This is a genomic window from Cyclobacterium sp. 1_MG-2023 (genome assembly GCF_030546805.1).
Classification (GTDB): Bacteria; Bacteroidota; Bacteroidia; order Cytophagales; family Cyclobacteriaceae; genus Cyclobacterium.
Map to the genome: position 1 here is coordinate 310034 of NZ_JAUOPC010000001.1, position 26208 is coordinate 336241.

Annotated in this window: 19 protein-coding genes; 16 read left to right on the top strand and 3 right to left on the bottom strand. The window is 38.8% G+C overall.

Translation table 11 applies throughout. The features are described 5' to 3' along the window. Position 1 precedes the first annotated feature (1 nt). The 4 genes from Q4534_RS01125 to Q4534_RS01140 all read left to right on the top strand — a co-directional run bounded on the left by Q4534_RS01125 (position 2) and on the right by Q4534_RS01140 (position 5920). The gene (locus tag Q4534_RS01125; protein WP_303611323.1) at positions 2-3112 is read left to right on the top strand and encodes an efflux RND transporter permease subunit; all 3111 of its coding nucleotides are present in this window, start codon (positions 2-4) and stop codon (positions 3110-3112) included. A 46-nt stretch (positions 3113-3158) separates the two neighbouring features. After that, positions 3159-3587 carry a DsrE family protein gene (locus Q4534_RS01130; protein WP_303611324.1) on the top strand — a complete coding sequence of 143 codons (429 nt, stop codon included), beginning with the start codon at positions 3159-3161 and terminating at the stop codon, positions 3585-3587. A 445-nt stretch (positions 3588-4032) separates the two neighbouring features. After that, the gene (locus Q4534_RS01135; protein ID WP_303611325.1) at positions 4033-4356 is read left to right on the top strand and encodes a Spy/CpxP family protein refolding chaperone; all 324 of its coding nucleotides are present in this window, start codon (positions 4033-4035) and stop codon (positions 4354-4356) included. Between the two features lie 106 nt (positions 4357-4462). Continuing rightward, positions 4463-5920 carry a CotH kinase family protein gene (locus Q4534_RS01140; RefSeq protein ID WP_303611326.1) on the top strand — a complete coding sequence of 486 codons (1458 nt, stop codon included), beginning with the start codon at positions 4463-4465 and terminating at the stop codon, positions 5918-5920. 244 nt (positions 5921-6164) lie between these two features. On the opposite strand, the gene Q4534_RS01145 is transcribed toward Q4534_RS01140, so the two are convergent. Beyond that, complete coding sequence (locus Q4534_RS01145; protein WP_303611327.1) at positions 6165-6839, bottom strand: MarC family protein; 675 nt, start codon at positions 6837-6839, stop codon at positions 6165-6167. Between the two features lie 198 nt (positions 6840-7037). Between Q4534_RS01145 and Q4534_RS01150 the strand changes: the two genes are divergently transcribed. The 7 genes from Q4534_RS01150 to Q4534_RS01180 all read left to right on the top strand — a co-directional run bounded on the left by Q4534_RS01150 (position 7038) and on the right by Q4534_RS01180 (position 13809). Next, a complete protein-coding gene (locus Q4534_RS01150; RefSeq protein ID WP_303611328.1) occupies positions 7038-8363 on the top strand; it encodes a TolC family protein in 1326 nt (441 codons plus the stop codon). 11 nt (positions 8364-8374) lie between these two features. Further along, positions 8375-9577 carry an efflux RND transporter periplasmic adaptor subunit gene (locus Q4534_RS01155; RefSeq protein WP_303611329.1) on the top strand — a complete coding sequence of 401 codons (1203 nt, stop codon included), beginning with the start codon at positions 8375-8377 and terminating at the stop codon, positions 9575-9577. Between the two features lie 7 nt (positions 9578-9584). Beyond that, complete coding sequence (locus tag Q4534_RS01160; RefSeq protein WP_303611330.1) at positions 9585-10328, top strand: ABC transporter ATP-binding protein; 744 nt, start codon at positions 9585-9587, stop codon at positions 10326-10328. A 2-nt stretch (positions 10329-10330) separates the two neighbouring features. Next, positions 10331-11551, top strand: coding sequence for an ABC transporter permease (locus tag Q4534_RS01165; RefSeq protein ID WP_303611331.1), 1221 nt, complete (start codon positions 10331-10333; stop codon positions 11549-11551). Between the two features lie 5 nt (positions 11552-11556). Continuing rightward, positions 11557-12591 (top strand): sensor histidine kinase, encoded by a 1035-nt coding sequence (locus tag Q4534_RS01170; protein WP_303611332.1) that lies wholly within the window; start codon positions 11557-11559, stop codon positions 12589-12591. Positions 12592-12597: 6 nt separating this feature from the next. Further along, positions 12598-13332, top strand: coding sequence for a LytTR family DNA-binding domain-containing protein (locus Q4534_RS01175; RefSeq protein WP_303611333.1), 735 nt, complete (start codon positions 12598-12600; stop codon positions 13330-13332). Between the two features lie 102 nt (positions 13333-13434). Continuing rightward, positions 13435-13809 (top strand): GxxExxY protein, encoded by a 375-nt coding sequence (locus Q4534_RS01180; RefSeq protein ID WP_303611334.1) that lies wholly within the window; start codon positions 13435-13437, stop codon positions 13807-13809. A 210-nt stretch (positions 13810-14019) separates the two neighbouring features. On the opposite strand, the gene Q4534_RS01185 is transcribed toward Q4534_RS01180, so the two are convergent. Both Q4534_RS01185 and Q4534_RS01190 read right to left on the bottom strand, forming a co-directional pair. Continuing rightward, positions 14020-15153, bottom strand: coding sequence for an amidohydrolase family protein (locus Q4534_RS01185; RefSeq protein WP_303611335.1), 1134 nt, complete (start codon positions 15151-15153; stop codon positions 14020-14022). Positions 15154-15156: 3 nt separating this feature from the next. Then, a complete protein-coding gene (locus tag Q4534_RS01190) occupies positions 15157-15708 on the bottom strand; it encodes a DUF2911 domain-containing protein (RefSeq protein WP_303611336.1) in 552 nt (183 codons plus the stop codon). Positions 15709-15903: 195 nt separating this feature from the next. On the opposite strand from Q4534_RS01190, the gene Q4534_RS01195 reads away from it, so the two are divergent. The 5 genes from Q4534_RS01195 to Q4534_RS01215 all read left to right on the top strand — a co-directional run bounded on the left by Q4534_RS01195 (position 15904) and on the right by Q4534_RS01215 (position 26207). Beyond that, entirely contained in the window at positions 15904-16215 is a 312-nt protein-coding gene (locus Q4534_RS01195; RefSeq protein WP_303611337.1) for a hypothetical protein, read from the top strand. Positions 16216-16711: 496 nt separating this feature from the next. Then, positions 16712-17938: a GTP-binding protein gene (locus Q4534_RS01200; protein WP_303611338.1), complete on the top strand. Its 1227-nt coding sequence runs from the start codon at positions 16712-16714 to the stop codon at positions 17936-17938. A gap of 90 nt (positions 17939-18028) precedes the next feature. Then, positions 18029-20350, top strand: a complete 2322-nt coding sequence (locus tag Q4534_RS01205) for a TonB-dependent receptor domain-containing protein (protein WP_303611339.1) — start codon at positions 18029-18031, stop codon at positions 20348-20350. A gap of 5 nt (positions 20351-20355) precedes the next feature. Then, complete coding sequence (locus Q4534_RS01210; RefSeq protein WP_303611340.1) at positions 20356-21429, top strand: HmuY family protein; 1074 nt, start codon at positions 20356-20358, stop codon at positions 21427-21429. A 59-nt stretch (positions 21430-21488) separates the two neighbouring features. Then, positions 21489-26207: a cobaltochelatase subunit CobN gene (locus Q4534_RS01215; protein ID WP_303611341.1), complete on the top strand. Its 4719-nt coding sequence runs from the start codon at positions 21489-21491 to the stop codon at positions 26205-26207. Position 26208: the final 1 nt, after the last annotated feature.

Here is a 26208-nt window from a genome sequence, read left to right on the forward strand (position 1 = left end):
CATGAAAGAACAATCAAATCATGCGTTAGAGAGAGGTCCCATTGCTTTTATGGCCAAAAACCCGATCATCACCAACCTTCTGATGGTGATTTTCCTGGTGGGAGGAATTTACACCATGTATACGGTCCAAAAAGAAGTCTTTCCTCAGTTTCAATTGGACATAGTTGAAGTATCTGTGGTTTACCCCGGAGCTGCCCCTGAAGAAGTTGAACAAGGTATTGTCCTTCCAGTAGAGGAAAAAGTGCGGGAAGTACAAGGGATCATGGAAATAATTTCTTCGGCTAATGAGGGATCAGGTACCGTAGAAATTTGGTTAATTCCCGGCACAGACCGAATGAAAGCCTTACAGGACATCAACCAAGCCGTAAGTCGGATACAAACTTTTCCTGATGACATAGAAAGGCCTCAAATTGTTTTGCAAAACCAACAGATGGATGTGATGCAAGTAGGGATCTATGGCAATGTGGATGTCTGGACCCTTAGGATTTTGGCCGAACGCCTAAGGACCAGATTGCTTAGTGATGAGCAGATTACACAAGTGGAGATTGGCAATGTACCGGATTTCGTTACTCATATAGAAATTCCTAGAAATACCTTGTTACAATACAACCTCACCTTGGGTCAGGTAGCTGATTTGATTGAAGCTTCAAGTAGGGATATTCCTGCAGGGTCTATAGAAACATTGTCTGGTGAAATCCTACTTCGTATGGAAGAAAGGAAGCTTATAGCCGAAGAATTTGCCAACATAGATATTATTTCATCAGCTTCGGGGGCTACCATTAAATTGGGAGACATTGCCAGCATTAGAGATGGTTTTGAAGAGGTGGGGTTCAATGGACAATTTGAACAACAAAACACTGTTGACTTAGAAGTTTTCCGGATAGGTGATCAATCTCCTTTGGAAATCGAGGAAAAAGTCAAAAATATTCTAACCGAATTTGAGCCCGGCCTGCCACCCGGGGTAAAAGTGAGGATAGAAAGCAATAGGGCCGAAGATTTTAGAGAAAGACTTTCTTTGTTAACAGAAAACGGACTGATGGCCATCGTCATTGTTTTGGTCATTTTAGGTTTATTTCTAGAATATAGGTTGGCTTTTTGGGTAATGATGGGGATGACGGTGTCCTTTGTTGGAGCCATGCTTTTTCTTCCCATTGTGGGGCTAAGTATCAATATGATTTCCATGTTTGGCTTTCTGATTGTATTGGGAATTGTGGTTGATGATGCCATCGTAGTAGGAGAAAACATCTATGAATTTAGGCAGAAGGGCTACTCCTATATTGATGCAGCCATCTTGGGGGCAAAAGATGTTTCCAAGCCGGTAATCATTAGTATTTTAACCACTGTAATCGCCTTTGTGCCATTGTTATTTATTCCGGGGGAAACCGGGAAATATTGGTGGCCATTGCCTGTAGTGGTTATTGTGGTCTTGTTTGTATCCTTATTTGAGGCCTTATTTATTTTACCTTCCCATGTAACCAAATCACCTAGAGTGAAAAAACATGCTTGGGTACAAAAACTGGAGACCTGGCAAGGAGCTATAGCCTCCGGTTTTAACAGGTTTATCAACAAACATTACAAACCTTTTCTGGACCTCTGTTTAAGGAATAGATACCTGACTTTTTCAGCTGCCATTTCATTATTGGTGCTGGTAGGAGGTTTTGCTTACAGTGACCATATGGGAACAGTCTTGATGCCGGAAGTAGCCGCTGATGAAATAGAAGCTGCTGTTCGCCTCCCAGTGGGTACAACGAATGACCAGGCAGCAAAAGTAGCCGTCGAAATTACAAACAATACCCACAAGATGTTTGAGGCTTATGATTTGTATGAAGTGGCCTATGGAGTCAAAACAAATGTCCGTGGTAAGGATTTTATTGATGTTGAAATTGTCATGAAACCACCGGATCAGCGTGACATGAGTCCCAAAGAATTGATAGAAATATGGCGGGACAATATTGGTGATATAAAAGGGGTGGATCAAATTAATTTTGAGGCCGAACGTGGTCCGGGTGGAGCCCGGCAAGACATTAGCGTAGATCTCAGTCATCCCGACATTGAAGTTTTGGAACGGGCCAGTCAGGCATTTTTGGAAAGGGTAGAATCCTTTACGGAAACCCGTGATGTAAGCGACAATTACAATAAGGGTAAACGACAGCTGGGCTTTGAATTGCTCCCTGAAGGCCGAAACCTAGGCTTAACGCCCAATATGGTGGGTCAGCAAGTGAGGAATGCCTTTTTTGGTGCATTGGCCATGCGGCAACTGAGGGGAATCAATGAGTTTGAGGTAAGGGTAAAACTTCCCCTTGAGGAACGGAAAGACATCAATTATCTTGAGGAATTTATCATTCAGGCGCCCAATGGTGTTTCTGTTCCATTGTTGGATGTAGTTCGGGTCAAGGAAGGGGAGACTTTTACCAATATCAATAGAAGAGATGGAAAAAGGGTGGTGAATGTAGGAATGGACGTGGAGCCTCCAGCCGCACAAACCAGGGTACTTAAAGCCCTAAACCAACAAGTATTGCCACAACTCAGGGCTGATTTTCCCGGAATAGCTTGGACTTATGAAGGAAGTCAAGCACAAATGCGGGAATCGACTGAAGCCCTCTGGTCGGGCTTTATAATCGCCATGCTTTTGATTTTCTGTCTTTTGGCAATTGCATTGAATAGTTATTCCCAACCTATCATAATAATGTTGGCCATTCCATTTGGAATTGTTGGTGCAGTTATTGGACATATTCTTTTAGGCTACGATCTGTCTTTGGTTAGCCTTATGGGAGTAATCGCCTTATCAGGAGTGGTGGTCAACGATTCCTTAATTATGATTGACTATGCCAATAAAACCCGAAAAGAGTTTTCCGCTTACGAGGCCATTCATGAAGCAGGTGTAAGGCGTTTCAGGCCAATTATTTTAACTACTTTGACCACTTTTGGAGGATTGACCCCAATCATTCTCGAGACCTCTAGTCAAGCATTTCAGCTTATTCCCATGGCCATTTCATTAGGCTTTGGAATCATATTCGCAACGGGTATCATATTGGTAATCGTTCCTTGTCTATATATGATTTTTGAAGATCTGGTAGCTGCGGTCAAGCCCAAAGAAAAAGTAAATGCCTAAGAACAATTGTTTTCAAATAGTTTATATTTGAAAACAAATAGCACTCATGAAACAATTTATTCATTTATCCTTTTTTGTTCTTTTGATAAGTAGCTCATTCTTAGTTAAGGCACAGGTTGTTGATCAAAAAGTACATCAAGTCATTTTTCAAGTCACTAAAGGTGAAATGAAAGACCAGAATAAAGCCATCGGACAACTAAATAATATCTTAAAAGCATTACCAAAGGCTGAAATTGAAGTAATTTGTCATGGAAACGCCCTTCCAATGTTACTGAAGACAGAGAGTCAAGTAAAAGAGGGAATAGCAGATTTACAGCAAAGAGGAGTAATTTTTGCTGCTTGTGAGAACACGATGAAAAGGGCCAAGGTAAGTAAAGATGACCTGATACCCGGATCCATTACTGTTCCCTCAGGATTGGCAGAAATCATCATTAGGCAAGAGCAAGGATGGGCATATATCAAGGCAGGTAATTAATTGGGTAAAATTTGTTAGCCTATTTCTAATTATACACTATTTCAAATCAAAAAAAATAAGTTGGCTAATTCCCCTTTTATAAGAATAAAAGGGGAATTTTTTAACAATTTCAATAATATAATCTCCTCATAGTAAGTAGAAGGTCTATCATTCTCAAACATCCCTAATCATTTACGATTTTTTTATCCAGTCTTTCTTAGGGCTCAGGGTTTACTAAATAATCCGAACTAAATTTAATTTCATTTTGGGAGTTAATTTTTTTCTATTTTTTTTATAAGGGTTAAAATTGTTTTAACCAATACAATATCAGCTATTTATGTAAATCTATTTTTTGAAATCCTAAGCCCTATACATTAATATTTCAGTCAAATTAATTTTTTTTTCTTTATCACAGAGGGATTTTGAATACACCTGCGTCTAAAGAAGAAAATAAAAAAACAATAAAATGAAAAAGATATTCATAATGCTCGCAATGGTTGCTTTTACTTCAATGGCTTATGCTCAAGGTAAGAGACCTGAACCTCCAACAACAGATGAAATCATAGAGATGGCTACCAAAGAGCTGGGCTTATCCGATGAGCAGGTTACAGAATGGAAAACCATTCACGAAAAATATGCTGATGACATGAAGTCCAGAAAAACCGCCAAAGAAGCGAGAGAAAAAATCGATACGGAATTGCAGGCCACTTTAACTGAAAACCAGCTGGAAACTTATTTAGAAAAAAAGGAAGAAAGAGAAAGCCGCCCTGCTAGGGGACCTCGGGAATAATATGATTTAATTCATCTTTAATGAAAGGACTCAATTATTTCTTTCATTCAGCAGCAAGAAATTGATGTTGTATTGTTTGAGCCCAAATTTGACTAAAATGAAAAAAATGAAAGTAAAATCATTATTAGGGTATTCAAAATACCTGTATTTATTGCCTTTAATATTTGCTTTAGCTTCTTGTGTGGATGAAGTTAAGGATATTGTAGATGGGGAGGAAGAAGAAGTTGAGGTCATCATTGATGATACTGATTTTGAAGCTACTGACTGGACCACAGCTACGCATAGCAATGATGCAGCCCCTGATTTTGAGGAAGTATTCAATGATCAGGCGGTAAAAAGGCTGGATATTGTTATCAGTGAAGATCGCTGGCAAACCATGCTAGGGGATATGACCAATATATATGGCACCTTTGGTTCTCGTGGTGGGGGCGGTGGTCCCGGTGGTGGTGGATTTGGCGGTGGCACCAGTAATTTCTCAGATGAAGATCCCGTTTTTGTACCTGCTGAAGTATATTATGAAGGGAAAGAATGGTACCGAGTAGGTGTCCGCTTTAAAGGCAATTCAAGTTTACAAAGTAGTTGGCAATCAGGTATTTTAAAGTTGTCCTTTAAACTAGATTTTGATGAATTTGAGGATGATTATCCACAAATTAAAAACCAACGCTTTTATGGTTTCAAGAAGTTAAGTTTGAAGAACAACTACAACGATAAATCCATGCTGAGAGAAAAGGTGGCGACCGAGATTTTTCGAGATGCAGGATTAGTTGCTTCACATACGGCCTTTTATACAGTATATGTTGACTATGGAGATGGCCCGATTTATTTTGGATTATATACCATGGTAGAAGAGGTAGATGATACCCTTATTGATACCCAATACGCTGATAATGATGGCAACTTGTACAAACCTGATGGTGATGCAGCCAGTTTTGCTTATGGGACTTACGATGAAGATGAATATGTGAAAAAGACCAATGAGGACGAGGCAGATTTCTCCGATGTAGAAAGTTTATTGACCGTATTGCATGATGCTTCCAGAACATCTGATCCGGCCATCTGGAGATCAAATCTTGAGGAAGTGTTTGATACTGACGTTTTCCTTAAATACTTGGCAGTTAATACAATTATTCAAAATTGGGATACTTATGGACGGATGACCCATAATTATTTTTTATACAATGATCCTGACACTGATAAATTGAACTGGATTCCTTGGGACCATAATGAGGCCCTTCAAAGTGGAAACCAGCAGGGAAGTTTACCATTAAATTTCTCTGGCTTGAATGCCTCTAGTTGGCCTTTGATTGGCTATTTATATGCAGACGCGGTATACAAGGAAAAATATGATGCCTATGTAGCAGAAGTTATCAATGGTGCATTCAATACCAGTACAGTACAATCAAAATACACCACTTATGCTGCTTTGGTAGAACAATATGCCACCAGTGAAAACAATGGCTATACCTTCTTGAATAGCAGTGGGGACTTTCAAAATGCAGTAAGCACCTTAATGTCTCATGCCACATCCAGAGCAAATGCGGTAAGTAATTACCTTAATGATTAAAAAAATAGTTCATTCAAATATTTAATACCCGATTATAGTTATAAGTAAGTTTAGGTTGTTTATGTTCACCAGTACCGGGAGAAGTGATTTCTTAGAAAAACCTTCTTCAGGTGCTGGTTTTTTTATGCTTATAAATCACCCTATAATTAAGCTTAACCATGCATTATTTAGATATCAGGTCCGTATTATTGACCACCCTTAAAAAACGATATATTATCCTGTCAATTGAAAGGCTTGCACAACATCATTTATCTTCTATTTCCACAGCAGAGCCACCTTCCATCCAATTCGGGAAAACCTCTCCTAATCCTTCGACCATAAACTGAACGGCAATTGCAGCAACTATTAAACCAAATAATCGAGTAAATCCTACAAAAACAATATCATCTACCTTATTTTCTACTTTATAGGAAAAACTGAAGACGATAAAAAGTAAAAAATAACTGAGCAATAAAACACCGGATAATCCTACATAAGTAGTTGAACCACTTGCTCGGAAACTGTACAATAATACGGTAGTAATTGATCCGGGCCCGGCCAACATCGGAATGACAAGCGGAACCATTACTTTTTCAAACCTAAGCTTGGCCAAGCCTAGATTGGTATCGGCCTCTTCTTTTAACTCTTCTAGTTTGGTAGCAGATCCATTGATCATTGACAATGCAGTGAACATCAAAAGAAACCCACCGGCAATCTTAAAAACTTCTATATCGATATTAAAAAATACCAAAATATATTCTCCCAAAATTAAAAATAAAAGTAAGGTCACGAAGGAAGTCCCTGTAACCATAAGGGCAATTTTTCTTCTTACTTTTGGTGTGGCGTCTCCGGTCATTTCATACCAAATGGGTATAAGGCCAATGGGATTTACCATGGCCAACATTGCTGCTAAAAAGTTTAGATTTAGATTCCAATCCATATTAAATCGTATTAGGATTAAACATCAGAAATATTTAGCACAATGTATGCCAGTTTTGAATTGGACAGTTAGCTGCCAAAATCCCCCATCGGCAAAAAAAGCGTGTTTGTATAGGCAAAAGTGGCAAACGTCTATTGTACTTTAATAAAATAGCATATTATCCCACCTTTAAAGTGTTAATCTAAAACACTTTAAAAAATGAAACGGTACCTTCTTATATTTAGCTTATTTTTTGTGCAGCCCATCAATGCACAGGAAGTTGCACCCAGCCCCGAAATTTGGTCACTGGAAGATTGTATAAATTATGCCCTAGAAAATAATATCACTGTTAAAGATGCTGTACTGAACACAGACTTGGCGGAAGTCGATTACGACAGGGCCAAATCCGCTAGATTACCGAATTTATTTGGAAGTGCTTCACAAACATTTACAAGTGGTAACAGTATAGATCCCATTACCAGTGATTTCGTCTCTGAAAAAATTAATAGTAACAATTTAGGTATAAACAGTTCCATGACCCTTTATCAAGGCAATCAACTGAACAACCAGATTGAACAAAATAAATTGCTGATGGAGCAAAGTATTTTTCAAGAAGAAGTGGAGAAAAATAACATTGCCCTAAATATTTTGGAGACCTATTTACGAGCCCTGTACAGCAAAGAAAGCATTAGCATTGCAGAGAACAACTTGGAAGCTTCTGAACAGGAAGTCCTACGTGCCAAAGCGAGATTGGATGCAGGAACCATCGCCTTATCGGATTATACTGAAGCACAAAGCCAGGCAGCAACAAACAAGTTCAATGTAATCACGGCAAAAAACACCTATGAGCAATACATCATTGACCTAAAACAATTGTTGGAATTGTCTCCAACACAGGAGATTGCCATCCAAACCATTGACAAAGACTTGGATTTAATAAATCTTGAACTTAATAAGACAGCCATTTATTACAAGGCGCTTCAGTTTTTACCGGAAGTTGAGGTTAGCGATCTAAATATCGCAATCAATGAAAAAGAATTGGCCATTGCTAAAGGTGCATACAAGCCTACCTTATCCTTGAATGGTAGTGTAGGTACCGGTTATACCAGCATCAATTACCTTTCTTTTTCAGATCAATACAATTCCAATTTTAACCAAAGACTTGGATTGACCTTAACCATTCCGATTTTTAACAGAAATCAAACCAAATCAGCAGTGAAATCAGCCGCTTTGAATATAGAAAAAGCGCAGATTCAAAAACAAAATACAGAAAAAGTCATCTACAAAAATGTTGAAACCGCCTATCAAAATGCCGTTTCAGCCCAAGAGCAATTGCTTGCTGCAAAATCTTCTCAGGAAGCGGCTGAACAATCTTACAGGCTTGCCCAGAAAAAATATGAACTTGAAGATTTGAGCACTACAGATTTGGTAATCAGTCAAAACACCTATACCAATGCCAGACAAAATTACTTGCAAGCCAAGTATTTAAATATTCTGTACAACCAATTGTTACAATTTTATCAAGGAAACGACATTAAACTATAATTAATTTTAACATGAAAACTAAAAAATATGTCATCGTTGGCAGCATTCTATTGGTAATACTTGCTCTTGTGGCTTATAAATTTATCAATGGAGAGGATGCAGTGTTAATGGAAGCGAAAACGGTTAAAGCCAAAAAGGCGGATGTTACCACTTTGGTCACCGCCACCGGCACCATGGAACCTATTACTCAGGTGGAAGTGGGTACACAGGTATCTGGGGTGGTAGAAAAAATATATGTTGATTATAACAGTGAAGTAAAAGAAGGGCAACTTATTGCCGAGTTGGACAAGACAAACCTCAAAGCTGCCCTTACCCAAAACCAAGCTGCTTATGATAATGCTTTAAGTCAAAAAAAATATACTGAAACCATTTTTGAAAGACAAAAGAAGCTTTATGAAAATAAAGTGATAAGTAAGTCAGATTATGATGAAGCGCTTTACAGTTATGAAACAGCCAAAGGTACTGTCACGCAGCGTTTGTCTGATCTTCAAGCGGCTAAAACCAATTTGGGTTATGCCAATATTTATTCTCCTATTGACGGGGTGGTTCTTTCCCGCGACATCGACGAAGGGCAAACAGTAGCGGCCAGTTATAGTACACCGACATTATTTACCATTGCGCAGGATTTAAAAGAAATGCAAGTGGAAGCAGATGTGGATGAAGCAGATATCGGGTATGTCAAAGAGGGCCAACGCGTAACCTTTACTGTTGATGCATATATTGGAGAAACTTTTGAGGGTGAAGTGACCCAGGTTAGATTGGATCCAACAATTACTTCAAATGTGGTGACTTATACTGTGGTGATCCGAGCAGATAATCCGGATCTTAAATTGAAACCCGGATTGACAGCAACAATTTCTATTTATACCCTTGAATTGAATGATGTGCTTAGCGCTGAGGCCAAGGCTATAAATTTTACTCCGGATGTTGAAAGTTTGAATGAATACAATATGCAAAATAATTTGCCACCTACTAAATCAATTAAGCAGAGCGAAAAGACCCAGGTGTGGGTTTTAAATCAAGACCGTTCACTGACTGCTAAAACTGTAGATATTGGAGCTAGTGATGGGGTAAATGTTCAAATCCTATCCGGTATTAATGAGGGTGATGAATTGGTATACAGCTTAAAACAAACCAGCCAAGAAGTTGCAAAAGAAGCTAGTAGCGAAAGTCCATTTATGCCCCAAAGACCAGGGGGAGACCGTAAAAAATAAAATAGCCATGAGCAAAGAAATCATTAAAATAAATGAGCTTAAACGCTCCTTTACCATGGGGACGGAAACTGTTCACGCTCTTAAAGGAATCTCATTTACAATAAATAAAGGAGAGTTTGTTACCATAATGGGCTCAAGTGGTTCCGGAAAGAGTACTTTGCTGAACATATTAGGTTGTTTGGATCAACCAAGTTCCGGAAGTTATGAGATAGATGGTGTCAGTATAAAGGATTTAAGTAAAAACCAGTTGGCGAACATAAGAAATGAAAAAATTGGGTTTATTTTTCAATCCTATAATCTACTCCCCAGAACTACAGCCATAGAAAATGTAGAATTGCCACTATTGTACAATAGGAAAGTTAATTCGACGGAAAGAAAATCTAGAGCCATTAAAGCATTGAAAATGGTAGGGCTAGGGGATAGGTTACACCATACCCCTTCCCAGCTTTCCGGTGGACAACAGCAACGTGTAGCCATTGCAAGATCTCTGGTTAACGATCCAGTCATGATTCTTGCTGATGAAGCTACAGGTAACCTGGATACCCGAACCTCCTATGAAATCATGTCCTTGTTTCAGGAATTAAATCGAAAAGGAATCACCATCACCTTTGTTACGCATGAGCCTGATATTGCATCTTTTAGTAACAGGACCATTGTACTCAAAGATGGCAATATAATCAAGGATTATTTCAATACTAATATTTTATCTGCTGAGAAAGAATTGGCAGCATTACCCATTGAAGATCATTAATCATGAGAATTTTAAACTTATTGAAAGTTGCTTTTAAAGCCATTGTTCTCAATAAAATGAGAAGTCTATTGACGATGCTTGGGATCATTATTGGTGTGGCCTCAGTTATAGCCATGCTGGCCATAGGGGAAGGCTCAAAGGCCAGTATAAGGGAAAGTATTTCCAATATGGGATCTAATATCATCACCATTCGTCCGGGAGCTGAGGTGCGAGGAGGGGTAAGAGGAAGTGCTAGTGACATGCAAACATTAACCTTCGAGGATTATGAAGCCATCCGGGATGAGGCTACCTTATTGAGCCATATAACCCCTATGGTCAATGGTGGGGGGCAAGTGATCAATGGATCAAATAACTGGCCCTCAACTATTTATGGTGTAAACCCTGAGTACTTGGAAATTAAAGTGGTGGATCTTCAAAATGGCAGTATGTTTACCAATGCTGAAGTACAAGCTGCCGCCAAGGTTGCCTTAATTGGGCAAACTGTTGTGGAAAATGTATTTCCCGATGGCACCAATCCTGTGGGGCAAATGATTCGATTTAACAATATCCCATTTAAAGTAATCGGAGTATTGGAAGAAAAAGGAGAAAATACATTTGGCCAAGATCAAGATGATGTAGTTATTGCACCTTATACAACAGTTCAGAAACGAATTCTTGCCATAGATTACTTGAATCAGGTAATGGCATCAGCTGTAAGCGAAGAAGATGCCCCGGAAGCCGTAACTCAGGTGATTGATATCATGCGTACACAGCATAAATTAAGGGATGACGAAGAGGATAATTTTAGCGTACGTTCAATGGAAGAGTTAATTTCCACTTTTAGTTCTACCACAGAAATGCTGACCATACTTTTGGTAGCTGTTGCAAGTATATCCTTATTGATTGGGGGAATAGGTATCATGAACATTATGTATGTTTCTGTAAAAGAAAGGACCAAGGAGATTGGACTCCGCATGGCAATTGGGGGAAGGGGAGCAGATATATTAATGCAATTCCTAATTGAAGCCATACTTATCAGCATTACCGGTGGTTTGCTTGGAGTAGTATTGGGACTTGGTGCTACAGTTTTTATTGAAAAGTTCTTACATTGGCCAACCAGTGTAGCCTTGTATTCAATCGTTATTTCTTTTGCAGTGTGTGCAATAACCGGTATCTTTTTCGGATGGTATCCGGCTAGAAAGGCTGCAGCACTGGATCCGATCACAGCATTACGATACGAATAATTATTATGGAGTATAACAAGAAAATAACGACCTTTTCTCACCTTTTGGTGTGGTTTGTTTTATTCAGCATGCCATATGTCTTATCTTATGGACAAGAGCAGGAGTTAAGTCGAGTAATTGCTCATTTCTGGATTCCTCTGGTATTTTATGCCATTATCTTTTATGTCAATTATTTTCTTTTTATTGACCGATTTTTGTTCCAAAAGAAAATGCTTGAATTTATCGGGCTCAATATTATCTTGCTGGTAATTTTATTATGGTTGAGAGAAGGCATTGACAATACTTTCTTTGCTGAGCTTGTAAGAAAACCTCGTGAGAATGGAGACAATGGCCCTTCCTTTAAGATGTTTATTTATGTTCAGTTACTTTCCTATATGGCTCCATTGATATTTGCCATTGCCATAAAAACTACCCAGCAATGGGTGAAAACTGAAGCTGAAAGCAAGGAAGCCGCTAACTATAAATTAAAAACTGAGTTACAACACCTGCATTATCAGTTGCAACCCCACTTTTTCTTCAACTCATTAAACAATATTTATTCGCTTGTGGATATTTCTCCGGAAGAAGCCAAAAAATCCATCCACAGTTTAAGTAAGTTGATGCGCTATATGCTTTATGAAACAAATTTGGAAAAAGTCCCCTTATCCAAAGAAATTGATTTTATGAAGAAATACATTGAGTTGATGAAGCTTAGGGTTTCTGATAAAACAACAGTTAACTATCATTTCCCCACTATCAACACAGGCATAACGGTAGCACCCTTGTTATTTATTTCCTTAATAGAAAATGCATTCAAACATGGCATTTCAGCCAGAAATGAAAATTTGATAGAAATGGATATGAAATTGGACAATGATATTGTGGTTTTTAAAATTGAAAATGATAACTTTCCGAAAAAAGTAGCAGATAAAAGTGGTTCTGGAATCGGGCTTCAAAATCTTGAAAAACGATTGCAATTATTATATCCTAATAAATATCAATTTAAGCATGAGCTAATTGATAATCGTTTTTTGGTTACTTTAACTATAGAAACTTCTTAAAATTGAATGAAGAATTTGAAAATTTCATGTCTGATTGTAGATGATGAACCGATGGCATTGAACCTTGTGGAAAGTTATGTGAATAAAACACCCTTTCTGGATTTAAAAGGAAAATGTAGTAGTGCCATTGAAGCCATGGAATTTTTAAAAGCCACACCTGTTGATCTGCTATTTTTGGACATTCAGATGCCTGATCTTACAGGTATAGAATTTTCGAAATTGCTTCCAAAAGAAACCAGAGTAATTTTTACTACGGCCTTCGACGAGTATGCATTGGAAGGGTTCAAAGTAGAAGCCTTGGACTATTTATTGAAACCCTTTGATTATGCAGAGTTTTTGGCTGCAGCAAATAAGGCCAGTACTTGGTTTAATTTGGTTAGAGGAAAACAAACAGCTCCTGAGAAAGTGGAGAGTAATGAATTTTTATTTGTAAAGTCTGAATACAAGCAAGTTCGGATCAAACTTTCTGAAGTATTGTACTTTGAGGGATTGAAGGATTATATCAAAATTTGGTTAAAAGACCAATCCAAGCCTATTCTGACCCTGATGAGCCTTAAATCGTTGGAGGACGAATTACCTGAAAGTCAATTTATGCGGGTGCATCGGTCTTATATTGTCTCTCTTAATAATATAAATGTAATCGAACGCAGCCAGATCCTAATCAATGATCAGCGCATCACCGTTTCTGATCAATACAAACCCAAATTTTTAGCTTTTATCAATGGCCATTCATTTAATTAAGATTCTAAAAATGATTTAAGCTAGTTTTCTGTGGCTTTCTTTCTATGTATATTTTTTATTAACTTTAGTAATAGGCGAATTCAATATTTTCTTGGTTTTAATATGGAGTTGAAACATAGTGATATCACAGAAAAGATTATCGGAGCCTCTTTTGAGGTTCATAAATTTTTGGGCAATGGCTTTCAAGAGGTCATTTATCAGCGGGCTCTAGCATGGGAAATGAGACAGTTGAATCTTGAATTTGCCAGAGAAATTGAACAAGACATTTTTTACAAAGACCTAACAAGACCAATCGGAACTCGAAGAGCTGATTTTGTAGTAGAAGGAAAAGTTTTAGTGGAGCTCAAAGCTAAAATTCATTTAGAAGACGTTCATTTGGCCCAAGTGCTGAACTATTTAAAAGCTTATAGGTTAAAAGTCGGGCTACTGATTAACTTCGGAAGTAAAAGTCTCACATTTAAGCGATTGGTGTTGTAAATGATCGTTGAATCACGGATTAAAGGATTTCACTGATTAGGGTTCCAAGAAATCTGTGCAATCCGTGTAATCCGCCAAAAATCAGTGATTCAAACGGGAAAGGATGAAAAAAAAAGATGAACCACGGATCAGACGTGAATAATAATTACTCAAGTTCCAAAATCCGCACAATCCGTGCAATCAAATTAAATCCGTGATTCCGACCTTATATTAATCGACTACCTCTTCAAATAAAGAAGCGTCAATTCCCGGTATCAATTTCAAGGCGTTTTTATAGTAGATTTTTTGAAGGACAGGGTCGGGGAGGCCTAGGCCATACATCTTCCAATGGGCATGCCGCTTTCTGTAATAATCAAAATATTCATCATAAGTCTCCAAAACCCTAAAATAAGTATAATACTCTTGCTTATTATAACTGTCTTTTCCCATCAAAACCCTGTCTTGATATTGAATCAACCAATTTCTGGCGGTAATAGGTTGCCTTCCCAATTCAGCAAGCACTGCCCCTAACTCCGTATATACATTGGGCATTTCATCCAAAATTTTTCCTAAGCGGGTCAAATCATTCCCAAACCAACCCAGGTGTGCAGCTATAAATTTTGTTTTGGGATGTTTTCTAAAGATGTTATGTTGTTCGGCCATTACCTCTTCAAACGAAGGGTTGTTTTCTGGGTCCTTGTACCTGCTGGGGTACTGTTTTAACTCCAACCATCGTTCATTGTATTTGTCTTTAGGTAACCAGAAAGCCGCCGGCTCACCGGTGTGGATCAAAACCGGGATACCTAATTCTCCACATTTGGCCCATATAGGGTCTAACCGAGGATCATCTACTCGGATCCTGTTTCCATCATTGTCTTTATCTGTCAGGCCAAGGCTTTTATAAACCTTTAGTCCTTTGGCTCCCATGTTTACGGCATTCTCCATTATATCAAGAGTATTTTCCGGCCAACCTTCATCATCCAGTTTTTCAAAGTCAATATTCATAAAAAGTACAAATCGATCACTATACTTTTTGTTGACATTATCTAAGGACCACTCTAAGTACTTCCCCCTAAAACCACTTAAGTTAACCATCACGGCCATATTAAGCTCATCCATTTCGGCCACCAATTTATCAAGGTTTTGGATGGGCATGGTAAATTGATGATTGTGAACATCTACGAAAGGATATTTGGCTTGGGTCAATAGATGTTCCGGAACCTTTAAAGTAGACACAGGTTCGTACGCTTCCACGTCCATCACATGCAGTCGATATTGAATCTTTCCAATCAACCAATAGCTGAATCCCAGAAAAAACAAAATTGAAAAGGCCAACCACAGCCATTTCTTTTTGGAGAAAGCCATCGTTTATTGAAGCGCTACAGGTATAGTAAAGATCACATCGTCCCATTTAAAGTTGATCACTGCCCCTGGTCCTGATGACTCAATAGCAATGGTAAATGTCTCCACAATCGTAGGATTCTGTTCTACGGGTGCCTCTATTGTCAAAACATCAAGTTCGTGGTCAGGTTCTGCTACACCAAAGAATACATCAACTTCACTGTTTAAGGTGACTTTAAATACATCTGGGCCCGGAACTGCATACATCCTATAAGTACCTGCTTCCAACTGCTTTCCACCAAAAACAACATCTTTGTTAAAACTGATTTCTGTGGCTGCATTAGCTCCTAATCGCCAATATTCACCATATGGTTGTAGGGCATCGTCTTCTGCTTTTCCAAAAATTAGCCTGCCTTTTTTGGATGGTTGGCTGTAATCAACAGTAATTTCCAATCCACCTTCATTGTAAGTTGTAGTGGATGGAGGACTTGCCGGTGTGGCTATAAATAATCCATAGATTACCCAAATAATAAAAATTAAAACAATTACACCTGCTCCAATTAAAATATTCTTTTTCATGATTGCGTTGTTTAGAATTTGAATTTACACAATTTTTATTGCTTTAGCTTCAGGAAAGCCCTCACAATACTAGGTACATATGTTGTATAAGACAAAAATTAATGGGAGCTTATTACCAAAATAAATAAAACATACGTAAATTTTATTAATGCAATAGTGTTGCGTTAAATTTAAATTTATCCTACTTTTACAAAAGTGAACATCAGCAAACATATCGCTTCCCAATATTTAGCTGCCTATTTTATGGTTGTGCCGCTCCTGTTTGGTGTTTACACATACGGCCATTCCCATTATCAGACTTCGGATAGGCAAGAAGCAATTACCATTGATTCCACTGTAGATTGTTCCCTTTGTGATTTATATGAAAGTCAAACGGCATATATTCATATTGCATTTTTCTCGGAAATTTATTTCCCAAATCCATCCTTCTATACAGTTTCTATCAATCATTTAATTGGAAAAAATGCAATTTTCAATTTTCTAAGGGGCCCTCCGGTTATTTCTTAGCGTATCATCCCTTTTCTTATCATTCACCATGCTATCGCATTCTATTTTAGGCCTTACCCAATCTAAAATAACTTCTTGCTGAACACCTTTAGTAAGGGAAAGCGATCACTTATTTGAACACACTTAACTATTATTAATTCCCCGAGTTAGAACTGCATTGAATGAATTATTGCCTATTCTGAAGTGAAATTTAAGTTTCCAAATCAGTAATGGCAGAGGTTATTTAGAGAGTTTTGCTTCCGTTCAATAATAGGTTTATGAAACTCATTGTAACTGTAGATTAATAATTTATGGAAACAGGAATTCTCTATAGCCAATGATAATATTAGTACCAAATTATTTTTCTTTTCACAAATAATCTAGAATTGAGATCACCTATTACTGGATTTGCCCTACTGAAAAGTTGAATAAAAAACACCATAATTTAAAAATCTTGTATCCATCTGAATAAAGGGGTTTCATATAATGAAATTATCTACTCAAGCTTAGAACAAACATGACAAATCGATTTAGTCAACTCAAAAAACTACCTGTAACGGTCCTTAGTGGATTTCTTGGGGCAGGAAAAACTACTTTACTCAATCATGTGCTTAATAACAAAGAAGGGCTTAAAGTTGCTGTCATCGTCAATGACATGAGTGAAGTAAATATTGACGAAAAATTAATTAAAAATTCAGGAATGCTTTCCAGAACTGAGGAGAAGTTAGTGGAAATGAGCAATGGCTGCATATGCTGCACGCTGAGAGAAGACCTTATGCTTGAGGTGGAAAAACTGGCTAAGATGAATAAATTTGATTATTTATTCATTGAAAGTACAGGTATTTCAGAACCCATTCCGGTAGCGCAAACATTTACTTTTGCCAGTGGTGAAGAACTTTTGGACCTTACTAAATACAGTCGCCTGGACACCATGGTTACCATGGTAGATGCTTGTAATTTTTTTAAAGATTTTGGCAGTGCAGAAAATATTTTTCAGCGTAAGATGACCGACGATCCGGAGGATCAAAGGTCTCTTGTTAACCTACTCACTGACCAAGTGGAATTTGCCAATGTTTTGGTAATAAATAAAATGGATTTGGTGAATGAAAGTCAGTTGGGATTATTGAAAAACACCCTTCATAAACTTAACCCTACTGCTAAGATAATCTGTACTTCAAATGGCAATATTGATCCCAAAGAAATACTCAATACAGGTCTATTCGATTATGAATCTGCCGAAGAGGCAGCCGGTTGGCAGGTTGAGCTTGACCGAGCTAAGGAAGGAATAGCTCATCAACCGGAAACAGAAGAATATGGAATAGGCTCTTTTGTATTTAGGAACCCCAGACCATTTCATCCGGAAAGATTTCTTCAATACATCGGTCAGCATTTTCCCACCAGTATTATCCGAAGCAAAGGAATATTCTGGATGGCTTCCCGACCTGATAAAGCCATATTATGGAGCCAGGCAGGAGGTTCGCTAAAAGCAGAAATTTACGGAAGATGGTGGGCGGGGCTCTCCACAGTAGAAAGAGAAACCAATCCATTATTTATAGAAAATCAAGCTTTTATCATGGATAAATGGGACCATCAATGGGGGGATCGGATGATTGAGCTTGTGTTTATAGGGCAAGAAATGGATAGAGATGGAATTACTGCAGACCTTAATAATTGTTTGCTTACCGATGATGAAGTAAGGGCCTTGGAGTTGGGTACACCATTCTACGATACCTGGCCAATATAAACGTTTACGAATGATCAGCCTGTCAATTGCTTAGCCCTTGAAGTTATTGGCTTACAGTAAGAATTTAACCACATCTCAACCTATCACCCTATGAATAAATTAATTACCCTTAGGCCTTTAACAGGCTTCTTATTAATCCTTCTTATGGTTCCGTTAGCGCTGTTTGGTCAAGAGGTAAGCACAACCATTAAAGTGATAGCCTCCAATGATCAATTGCCAATTATTGGAGCTACTATTCAATTGACCAATCAGGATTCCCCCGGTGGCTGGCTAACTAATGCTAACGGAACAGCCGTAATCCCCTTGGAAAGGTCTTCTGAGATTACTATTAGTTATTTGGGCTTTATCGGAGTCAATAAGACAATTAATCCGGGGGAAGCAGTTACCATTTCTTTAGAAGAAGATTTACTGGGTCTCAATGAAGTAGTGGTTACCGGGGCATTTGCACCTACCACCATGCGCCATTCACTATACAAAGTCAAGAAGTTTGATGCAGCCCTTATAGAAGCCAGGGGGGCAGTTAACTTAAGTGATGTTTTACAAACACAGTTAAATCTAAAAACCATTCAGGATGATGTTTTAGGAACCAGAATAGTTATGCAGGGAATTTCAGGTCCAAACGTGAAAATCCTTATTGACGGGATTCCTTTAGTGAATGGTACCGGTGGTGAATTTGACCTTAGTCAGATCAATATGAACAATGTGGAGCGTATAGAAATAGTGGAAGGTCCACTCTCCGTTCAATACGGGACCAATGCTTTGGCCGGAACCATTAATGTCATTACCAAGGCACATACCGGCGAAGATTGGAATGTCAATAGCAGTTTATATTATGAAAGTGTAGGGCAGTACAATGCAGACTTTACCTTGGCTAAAGGCTGGGACAATACTTCTGTAAGTATTGGAGGCGCTAGAAACCAGTTCAATGGATTTTCATCTACCGAAGAAAGGAAAAAAAACTGGGTTCCAAGAACGCAATACCTTGTCAATGCAAAATTAAGAACGAAAATTCGAAACTTAAATTTGGTTGCCGCAGTGGATAGATTATGGCAAAACTCTACAAGCCACGGAAATGCCACGAGAGCCTTTAACAACAGTACCAATAAAATCTCAGACATTGCAAATGACAATTATAACAATACGGACCGCTTAAATGCTTCATTCGTAATAGAGGGCAAGCTATCAGAAAAAGGATATTTAAATCTAGTCAATGGATTTTCTTCATTCGAACAATCAAGTACAAAATACCTCCAGGACATCATCGATGATATCAGGTGGTTAAGTTCGGATGCTGAAGATCATGATACCACCCGCTTTGAGACTTATACTTTCAGAGGGACCTATGTTTATGGAAATACAGATAAAAAAGAAGGGCTATATCTGACAACAGGCTATGAAGCTTCCCTCAATTATGCCGAAGGTGGAAGGATAAGTACTGAGGCAAAAGGCAATGTCAATGAATATGGTTTATTCTCTGCTTTAGAAATCCCAATCAGTAAAAGGTTTAAAGTACAACCTTCTGTACGTTACACTTATAGCAATAGTTATGATACCCGTGAAATAAACTTTTTAAATGCCAACCTGCCATTACTTCCTTCCTTAAATGTCATGTACACCAAGGATGAGAATTTTGATTTTAGACTATCCTATGGTCAAGGCTATCGAACCCCTTCAGTACGTGAATTGTACTATGAGTTTATTGATGCCAATCATTATATCGTCGGCAACAAAAACCTTAGGCCTGAGGTAGGAAGCAATCTCAACGCTTCCGGTACATTCAGAAGGGAGATATTTGGGGCAAAGGCTGCATTTACCTCATCTCTGTTCTTTTCAAGAATAGACAATAAAATTGACCTTATACAAATTGTAGACAGAGATAACCTGCCGGATGAAGTTCCTAAAACCGTGCCTGTGGCCAGGGTTTATGAGAACATACCCAATTTCAAATCCTATGGTATGAATCTTACCGCTGAAATTGCCTGGCCTAATGGCTTCCGCTTGAATCCCGGTTTGGGTCTACTTGCACGTTCGGGTAGTGAAGCAGATGACAGGTTTTACAATAGTCTTGAAGCCAATATCAATGCATGTCATTATTTGAAAGAATGGGATACAAAGATCAATCTTTTTTATAAGTACAACGGCGCCATTTCTGAGTTTTCTCGAAACCAAGACGGAGAAATTGGAGTGCTGACATTGGATCCTTATCAAACCTTAGATATAAGCTTGTCCAAACCCTTAATGAGTGGAAGGATATTTACCACATTAGGTGCAAAAAACCTTTTCGATGTAACCGATATCAGTTTGGAAGGAGAGGGTTCTAAAGGCTTGGTATTGCAAACAGGAAGAGAAGCATTTTATCCCATTAGTTGGGGAAGAACAATATTCATTAAAATCAACTACTTAATCAATTAGAAAAAATGAAATTATTACAATCTTTAGTTTTGGCGGTTTTTGCCATCCTTTTATTAAGCAATTGCACGGAAGATGATCCGATTCCTCAAGACGATGAAATTGAACTAGGTGCCACCCTTACCGCTTCAATGGGGTCAGACCTTTCTACACAGGTATATGTAAATCTATCTGAAGGTTTATTAACAACAGTTCCGGTCAATACCTGGGAAATTGCCTTTGAAAATAATGGTACGGCCATTAAAACCAATACTGCTAAAAAAGTTGCGGTAACTAATGTTGAAGGACAATCCTTCGATGAAATAAATACTGATGGAGGTCTGGTTTACGCATATGATGCTGAGGACGGAGACTTGTCAAACACAGCATTGGCCGGATGGGAAGTAAATGTACCGTTTATTTTGGATATGGGAATAGACCAAAATGGGAATACTTTGGGTAAAAAGAAAGTCATGATTACATCCCATTCTTCTACAGGTGCCTCCTTACAGTATGCCAACCTGGATGGCACTGATTTTATTTCCACCGACCTAACATTTGGAGCGGGTGATTTTACATTTTATTCCCTTATCTCTCAACAAAGCGTATCGGTGGAGCCCGATAATTGGGACTTTGTGCTAACAGGGGTGTCCGTCAGAACAGGAGCGCCTTGCGTTGCTTTAGGGGGCGGAGCTATGCCCGGTATTAACTGTGATGTTTACCGTTTGTCTGCTGCAGCTTTGATCAATCATTACGGTGGTGTAGAGGTAGCTGTAGATGATCCATTTGCTTCTTTGGAACTAAATGATGATCCGGAATCAGAGAAGAACCTCAAAACCATAGAGGAAAGCAATTATAATTCACTTGGGTTGAGTGACTTTTACAGCATTGGAAGTTCTAGTGCCGGGGATGCCATTGGAAGATCTTGGTTACATATTCTGACCCCGCACAGCTCCGGAGTATATAAAATTTATGATTTTGTAACCTACCTGGTTAAAGATCAAGATGATAATTTTTATAAAGTTCGTTTTCTCGCATATAAAGGAGGTGAAAATGCTGAAAATGGCAATCCAACCTTTGAATATGCTCTTTTAGAGGAATAATTCATCTTTATTAATGGCCCTGTAGGCTTTTGCCTTCAGGGCTTAACTTTATCTCCTTTATGAAACGCCTTAAAAAACCCTTGCTCAAAAAGATAGTTCTTGGTCTCGTCATTGTGATCCTGTATTTCATTGGGTCCAGCTTATATAATAAGCATGTAAGTACTACCAAGATTGCCTTTATCAACTATCAAGAATTTCAACTCTCACGAATTAGTAGATCCAATAAAAGCAATTGGATTCAAATTGATGTGCTTGAGATGAATGAACTTGACAAAGTCCGTGACTATGCAGCAGTATTTGTATTTGGCCGTGGATTCCAAATGTCACCTGACCAAATGGAACAGCTCCAATCTGCCGGGTATGCAGGGGTAAACCTCTTTGTAGAGTCTGCAACAAACCCCAATGTTGATGTAACCAATTTGAAAGGAGAAGTTTTGGATAAGGTGACAGATTATTTTAAATATGGAGGTACAGCTAATTACACCAACCTTTTGTCTTATGTAAGGCAAGAGATGGATAAAAAATCATGGTTTGTAAATGCTCCGGAAGACCCAAAACCAATCCCAAGAGATGTATTTATCCATTTGGAAGAGGATGCAGTCTTTGAGGATTTTAATACTTATAACAATTACCTTACGGAAAATGGGCAAATAAAAGCAGGTCAACCCAAAGTGGCTTTACTTACCAGCGTACCCGGACCTTTCAATTCAAATAGAGAGCACATTGATGATCTTATACGTATGATGAAGGCACGTAATCTCAATGTGTATACAATTTCTGCTGCAACCAAAAGATTAGAATTTCTAAAGGAAGTAAACCCTGACTTGGTGATTTTGATGCCGCATGGAAGACTTACATTGGGTCAAGAAAATGAAGCCATCTCTTGGCTTAAGGATAAAAATATCCCTTTGCTTACTCCTCTTAGTGTTTTTCAACCATATGAAGAGTGGGTAGATGACCCTCAAGGCTTTGAAGGAGCTTTGCTCTCTATGAGTGTGGTATTACCGGAATTAGATGGAGGCATAAACCCTTATGCGATTATTGCTCAATATGAAGATGAAATGGGGTATTTGTCTTTTCAAACTATACCGGACAGGCTTCAAAAATTTGGGGATATGGTTGAAAAATGGTTGGCATTAAAAGCAAAATCCAATAAGGATAAAAAAATAGCCATTTACTATTTTAAAGGTCCCGGACTCAATGCTATGGTGGCTGCAAATATGGAAGTAGTCCCTTCCATATACAATGCATTGGTCAAACTTAAAGAAGAGGGATATACCGTAGAAAATCTCCCGGATTCACCAGATGAATTATGGGAAATGATAAATACCCAAGGATCAGTTCTTGGCCCATATGCCAAAGGAGCTTTTGATGATTTTCTCGAAAAGGGAAATCCAGCTATGATAGAAACTTCTAAATATGAGCAGTGGGTGGCCAAGGATCTTGAAGAGGAAAGATACCAGCAGGTAATAGAGAAATATGGAAAAGCTCCCGGAGAATACCTTTCCAGTCGCAAAGGTGGGAAAGATTATATTGCCGTAGCAAGATTGCAATTTGGCAATATTGTGCTGCTTCCCCAACCTTTGGCAGGTTTGGGAGAAGACACCTTCCGTATTATCCATGGCACTGAAAGTGCTCCCCCACATCCATACATTGCCTCTTACCTTTGGACCCGAAACGAATTTCAGGCAGATGCTATCATACATTGGGGTACCCATGGAAGTTTGGAATTTACTCCCGGCAAGCAGGTGGCCTTGTCAGGATATGATTGGACAGATGCACTTATCGGTGTTTCACCACATTTTTATGTTTATACCATCAGTAATGTTGGAGAAGGGATTATAGCCAAACGCCGAAGCTATGCCATTACCCTAAGTTACCTCACACCTCCTTTTATGGAATCAGAGGTCTCCGGAGATCTAAAACAACTAGGAGATAAGCTCAATGCTTTTGTAGCTGCAAAAGGAGCTGTTCGTGAACAATACAGAAGCTCAATTTCAGATTTAGCCATTGACCTTGACTTACACAAGGATCTAGGTTTAGACAGCACAAGCAAACTAGATGATGAAACCATTTTTAACCTTTCCAATCATATAGAAGAAGTAAGAAACGCTAAAGTAACCGGTGGGCTGTATACCATTGGCAATAGTTATTCTGATGAACAGCTAGAGAATACTACCATGCTAATGGCCTTAGATCCTATAGCCTATAGCTTGTCCTTTTTGGACAAACTCGATGGAAAAGTAACACAAAATCAACTCGACAATCAGCTCTATTTTGATCAAAATTACCGCAAGCGGGCGAAAGCCACCATAGGTAAATTGAAAAATGGTCAAGATGTGGAGCAGGTGTTGAAAAGCCTGATTAATCCAAAGGATTTAGCTGCTGCAAAAGCATGGAAAAAACGTACCCTTGGTATGTCCGATGCAGATATAGTGAAAGGTTTTATAAGTATGGGAGATGACGATAGTGGTAAAGAAAATTCAAAGAGGAAAGGAAAAAGTGAGACAAAAGGACCTAGTGCAAATGAAATAGAAGAACTTAAACGACTGGTTATCGCCATTTCTCCCCATCCTGATCGGGTAGAATTTATTATGAACTTGACTTCTGACAAACAGTTTAAACAGAGTTCCGGTATACTGGACCCAAAAACCCTGGAAAAGGCGAAAACCGTAGCAAAAGCCATTCCTGCTATGGCAAAAGCCCTAGAGGTAGGCCAGCAGAAAGATGTTTTTGCTTTGTTAAAAATGATGCAGAAAGAACCGCTTAGACAAATGACCTTTGAGCTTCTTCAGGATGAGGGCCTTGCGGAACAGGTAGCCTTAGAAAAAGAACGAGCAGATAAAGCACTCATTGAAAAGCTAACCAAAGGTGGATCCATCAATTCTCTAGGCCTAACAAATAATTCCATCGACCTAAAACGTCTCCCACGTAAAGAACTACTAACACATCTAACGCAACTTAAGACCTATAAGATAAATTGGGCTTTGGTAAAGGAAACTAAACCTGAACCTTTAGCTACTTATTTTTCCCAAGCTGATTTTGAAAACAAATTGGGAGAAACCATAAATAAAATTGAATTGAAGATTTTAGCTTTAGATAGACAGGAAGAAGAATTTGCAAGGGCAGTGCTAAATATTGAGCAAGCAGTTCGTTCTGTAGCTAAATATCATAGGGACTTAGAAAGTAGCACTTCAGCAGAATTGCAGGCAGTTCTTACCGGGTTAGATGGGGGTTATATCGCCCCTTCTCCGGGAGGAGATCCAATAACCAATCCTGCAACCGTACCTACAGGACGTAATTTGTTTTCTATTGATGCGGAAAAAACCCCTTCTCCGGAAGCATGGAATGTAGGCGTTACCCTTGCCGAAACTTTGTTAGCTACCCATTTGGAAAAGCACGGAAAATATCCTCAAAAAGTAAGCTTTACCCTTTGGTCCGGAGACTTCATTGGTACAGAAGGTGCCATGGTGGCTGAGATATTCTATTTACTAGGCGTAGAGCCGGTACGTGATCCCTTTAAAAGAGTAGTAGATATTCGATTAATTCCTATGAAAGAGCTAGGAAGACCTAGGGTAGATGTGATCGTGCAGACTTCCGGTCAGTTCCGTGATTTGGCAGCATCAAGGATGTTTATGATTAATAAAGCTGTAAAAATGGCAGCCGGTGCAGAAGATTCAGCAGAGAACTTTGTGAAAGCAGGAGTTCTTGCAGCTGAGGAAGTGATGAAGGAAAAGGGAATGTCTCCAAAACAAGCGCGTGAATGGTCCACACAACGTGTATTTGGTGGGGTGAATGGCAACTATGGAACCAATATCATGGGAATGGTTGAGAATGGCAATGGTTGGGATGATGAGCAAGAAGTGGCGGATACCTATTTAAACAATATGGGTGCTATATATGATGAGGGAGAAAACTGGGGTGAATTTCAAAAAGGAGTTTTTGAAGCTGCACTACAAAATACTGAAGTGGTGGTTCAGCCAAGGGAAAACAATACTTGGGGTGGATTAAGTTTAGACCATGTGTATGAATTTATGGGTGGCTTGAGCATGGCAGTTCGTTCTGTTACTGGCAATGATCCGGATGCTTACTTCAACGATTTCAGGAATCCTTCCAAGGCATCTATTCAAGGACTAAAAGAGGCCATTTGGGTGGAAGCCCGTTCCACACTTTTAAACCCTAAATACATCAGTGAATACATGAAAGGAGGGGCAAGTTCTGCTGAAACCTTTGCAGAAACTTTTCGGAATACTTACGGATGGAATGTAATGAAGCCTGCAGATGTGGCCGATGCACTTTGGAATAATTTGCATGATGTGTATGTAAATGATAAGCTAAACCTTAATGTCAAAGGCTTTTTTGAAAGAGAAAATCCATATGCCCTGCAAGACATGACAGCGGTGATGCTTGAAACTATTCGCAAAGGATATTGGAATGCCTCGGAAAATCAGATCAAGGAGCTCAGCAGTTTGCATACCGAGCTGATTAGTTCCCATAAAGCAGGCTGTAGTGGATTTGTATGTAATAACGAAGCATTGCAAGCATTCATCACTGAAAATCTTTCAGAAGAAGCCGCTGCCACCTATGAAGCCGCACTCAATTCCGTGAAGGAATCCCGGAATATTGAAGATGGAATGGTGTTAGAAAAAGAAACCCTTACCGAGGGAGTGGAAGATGAAACTTTCGAAGAAAACAGAAACCTAGTTGTCTACGGACTTGTCGGACTACTATTATTGGTTTTTGTATTCCTGATCATCAAAAGAAGGAAACAAGAATAAT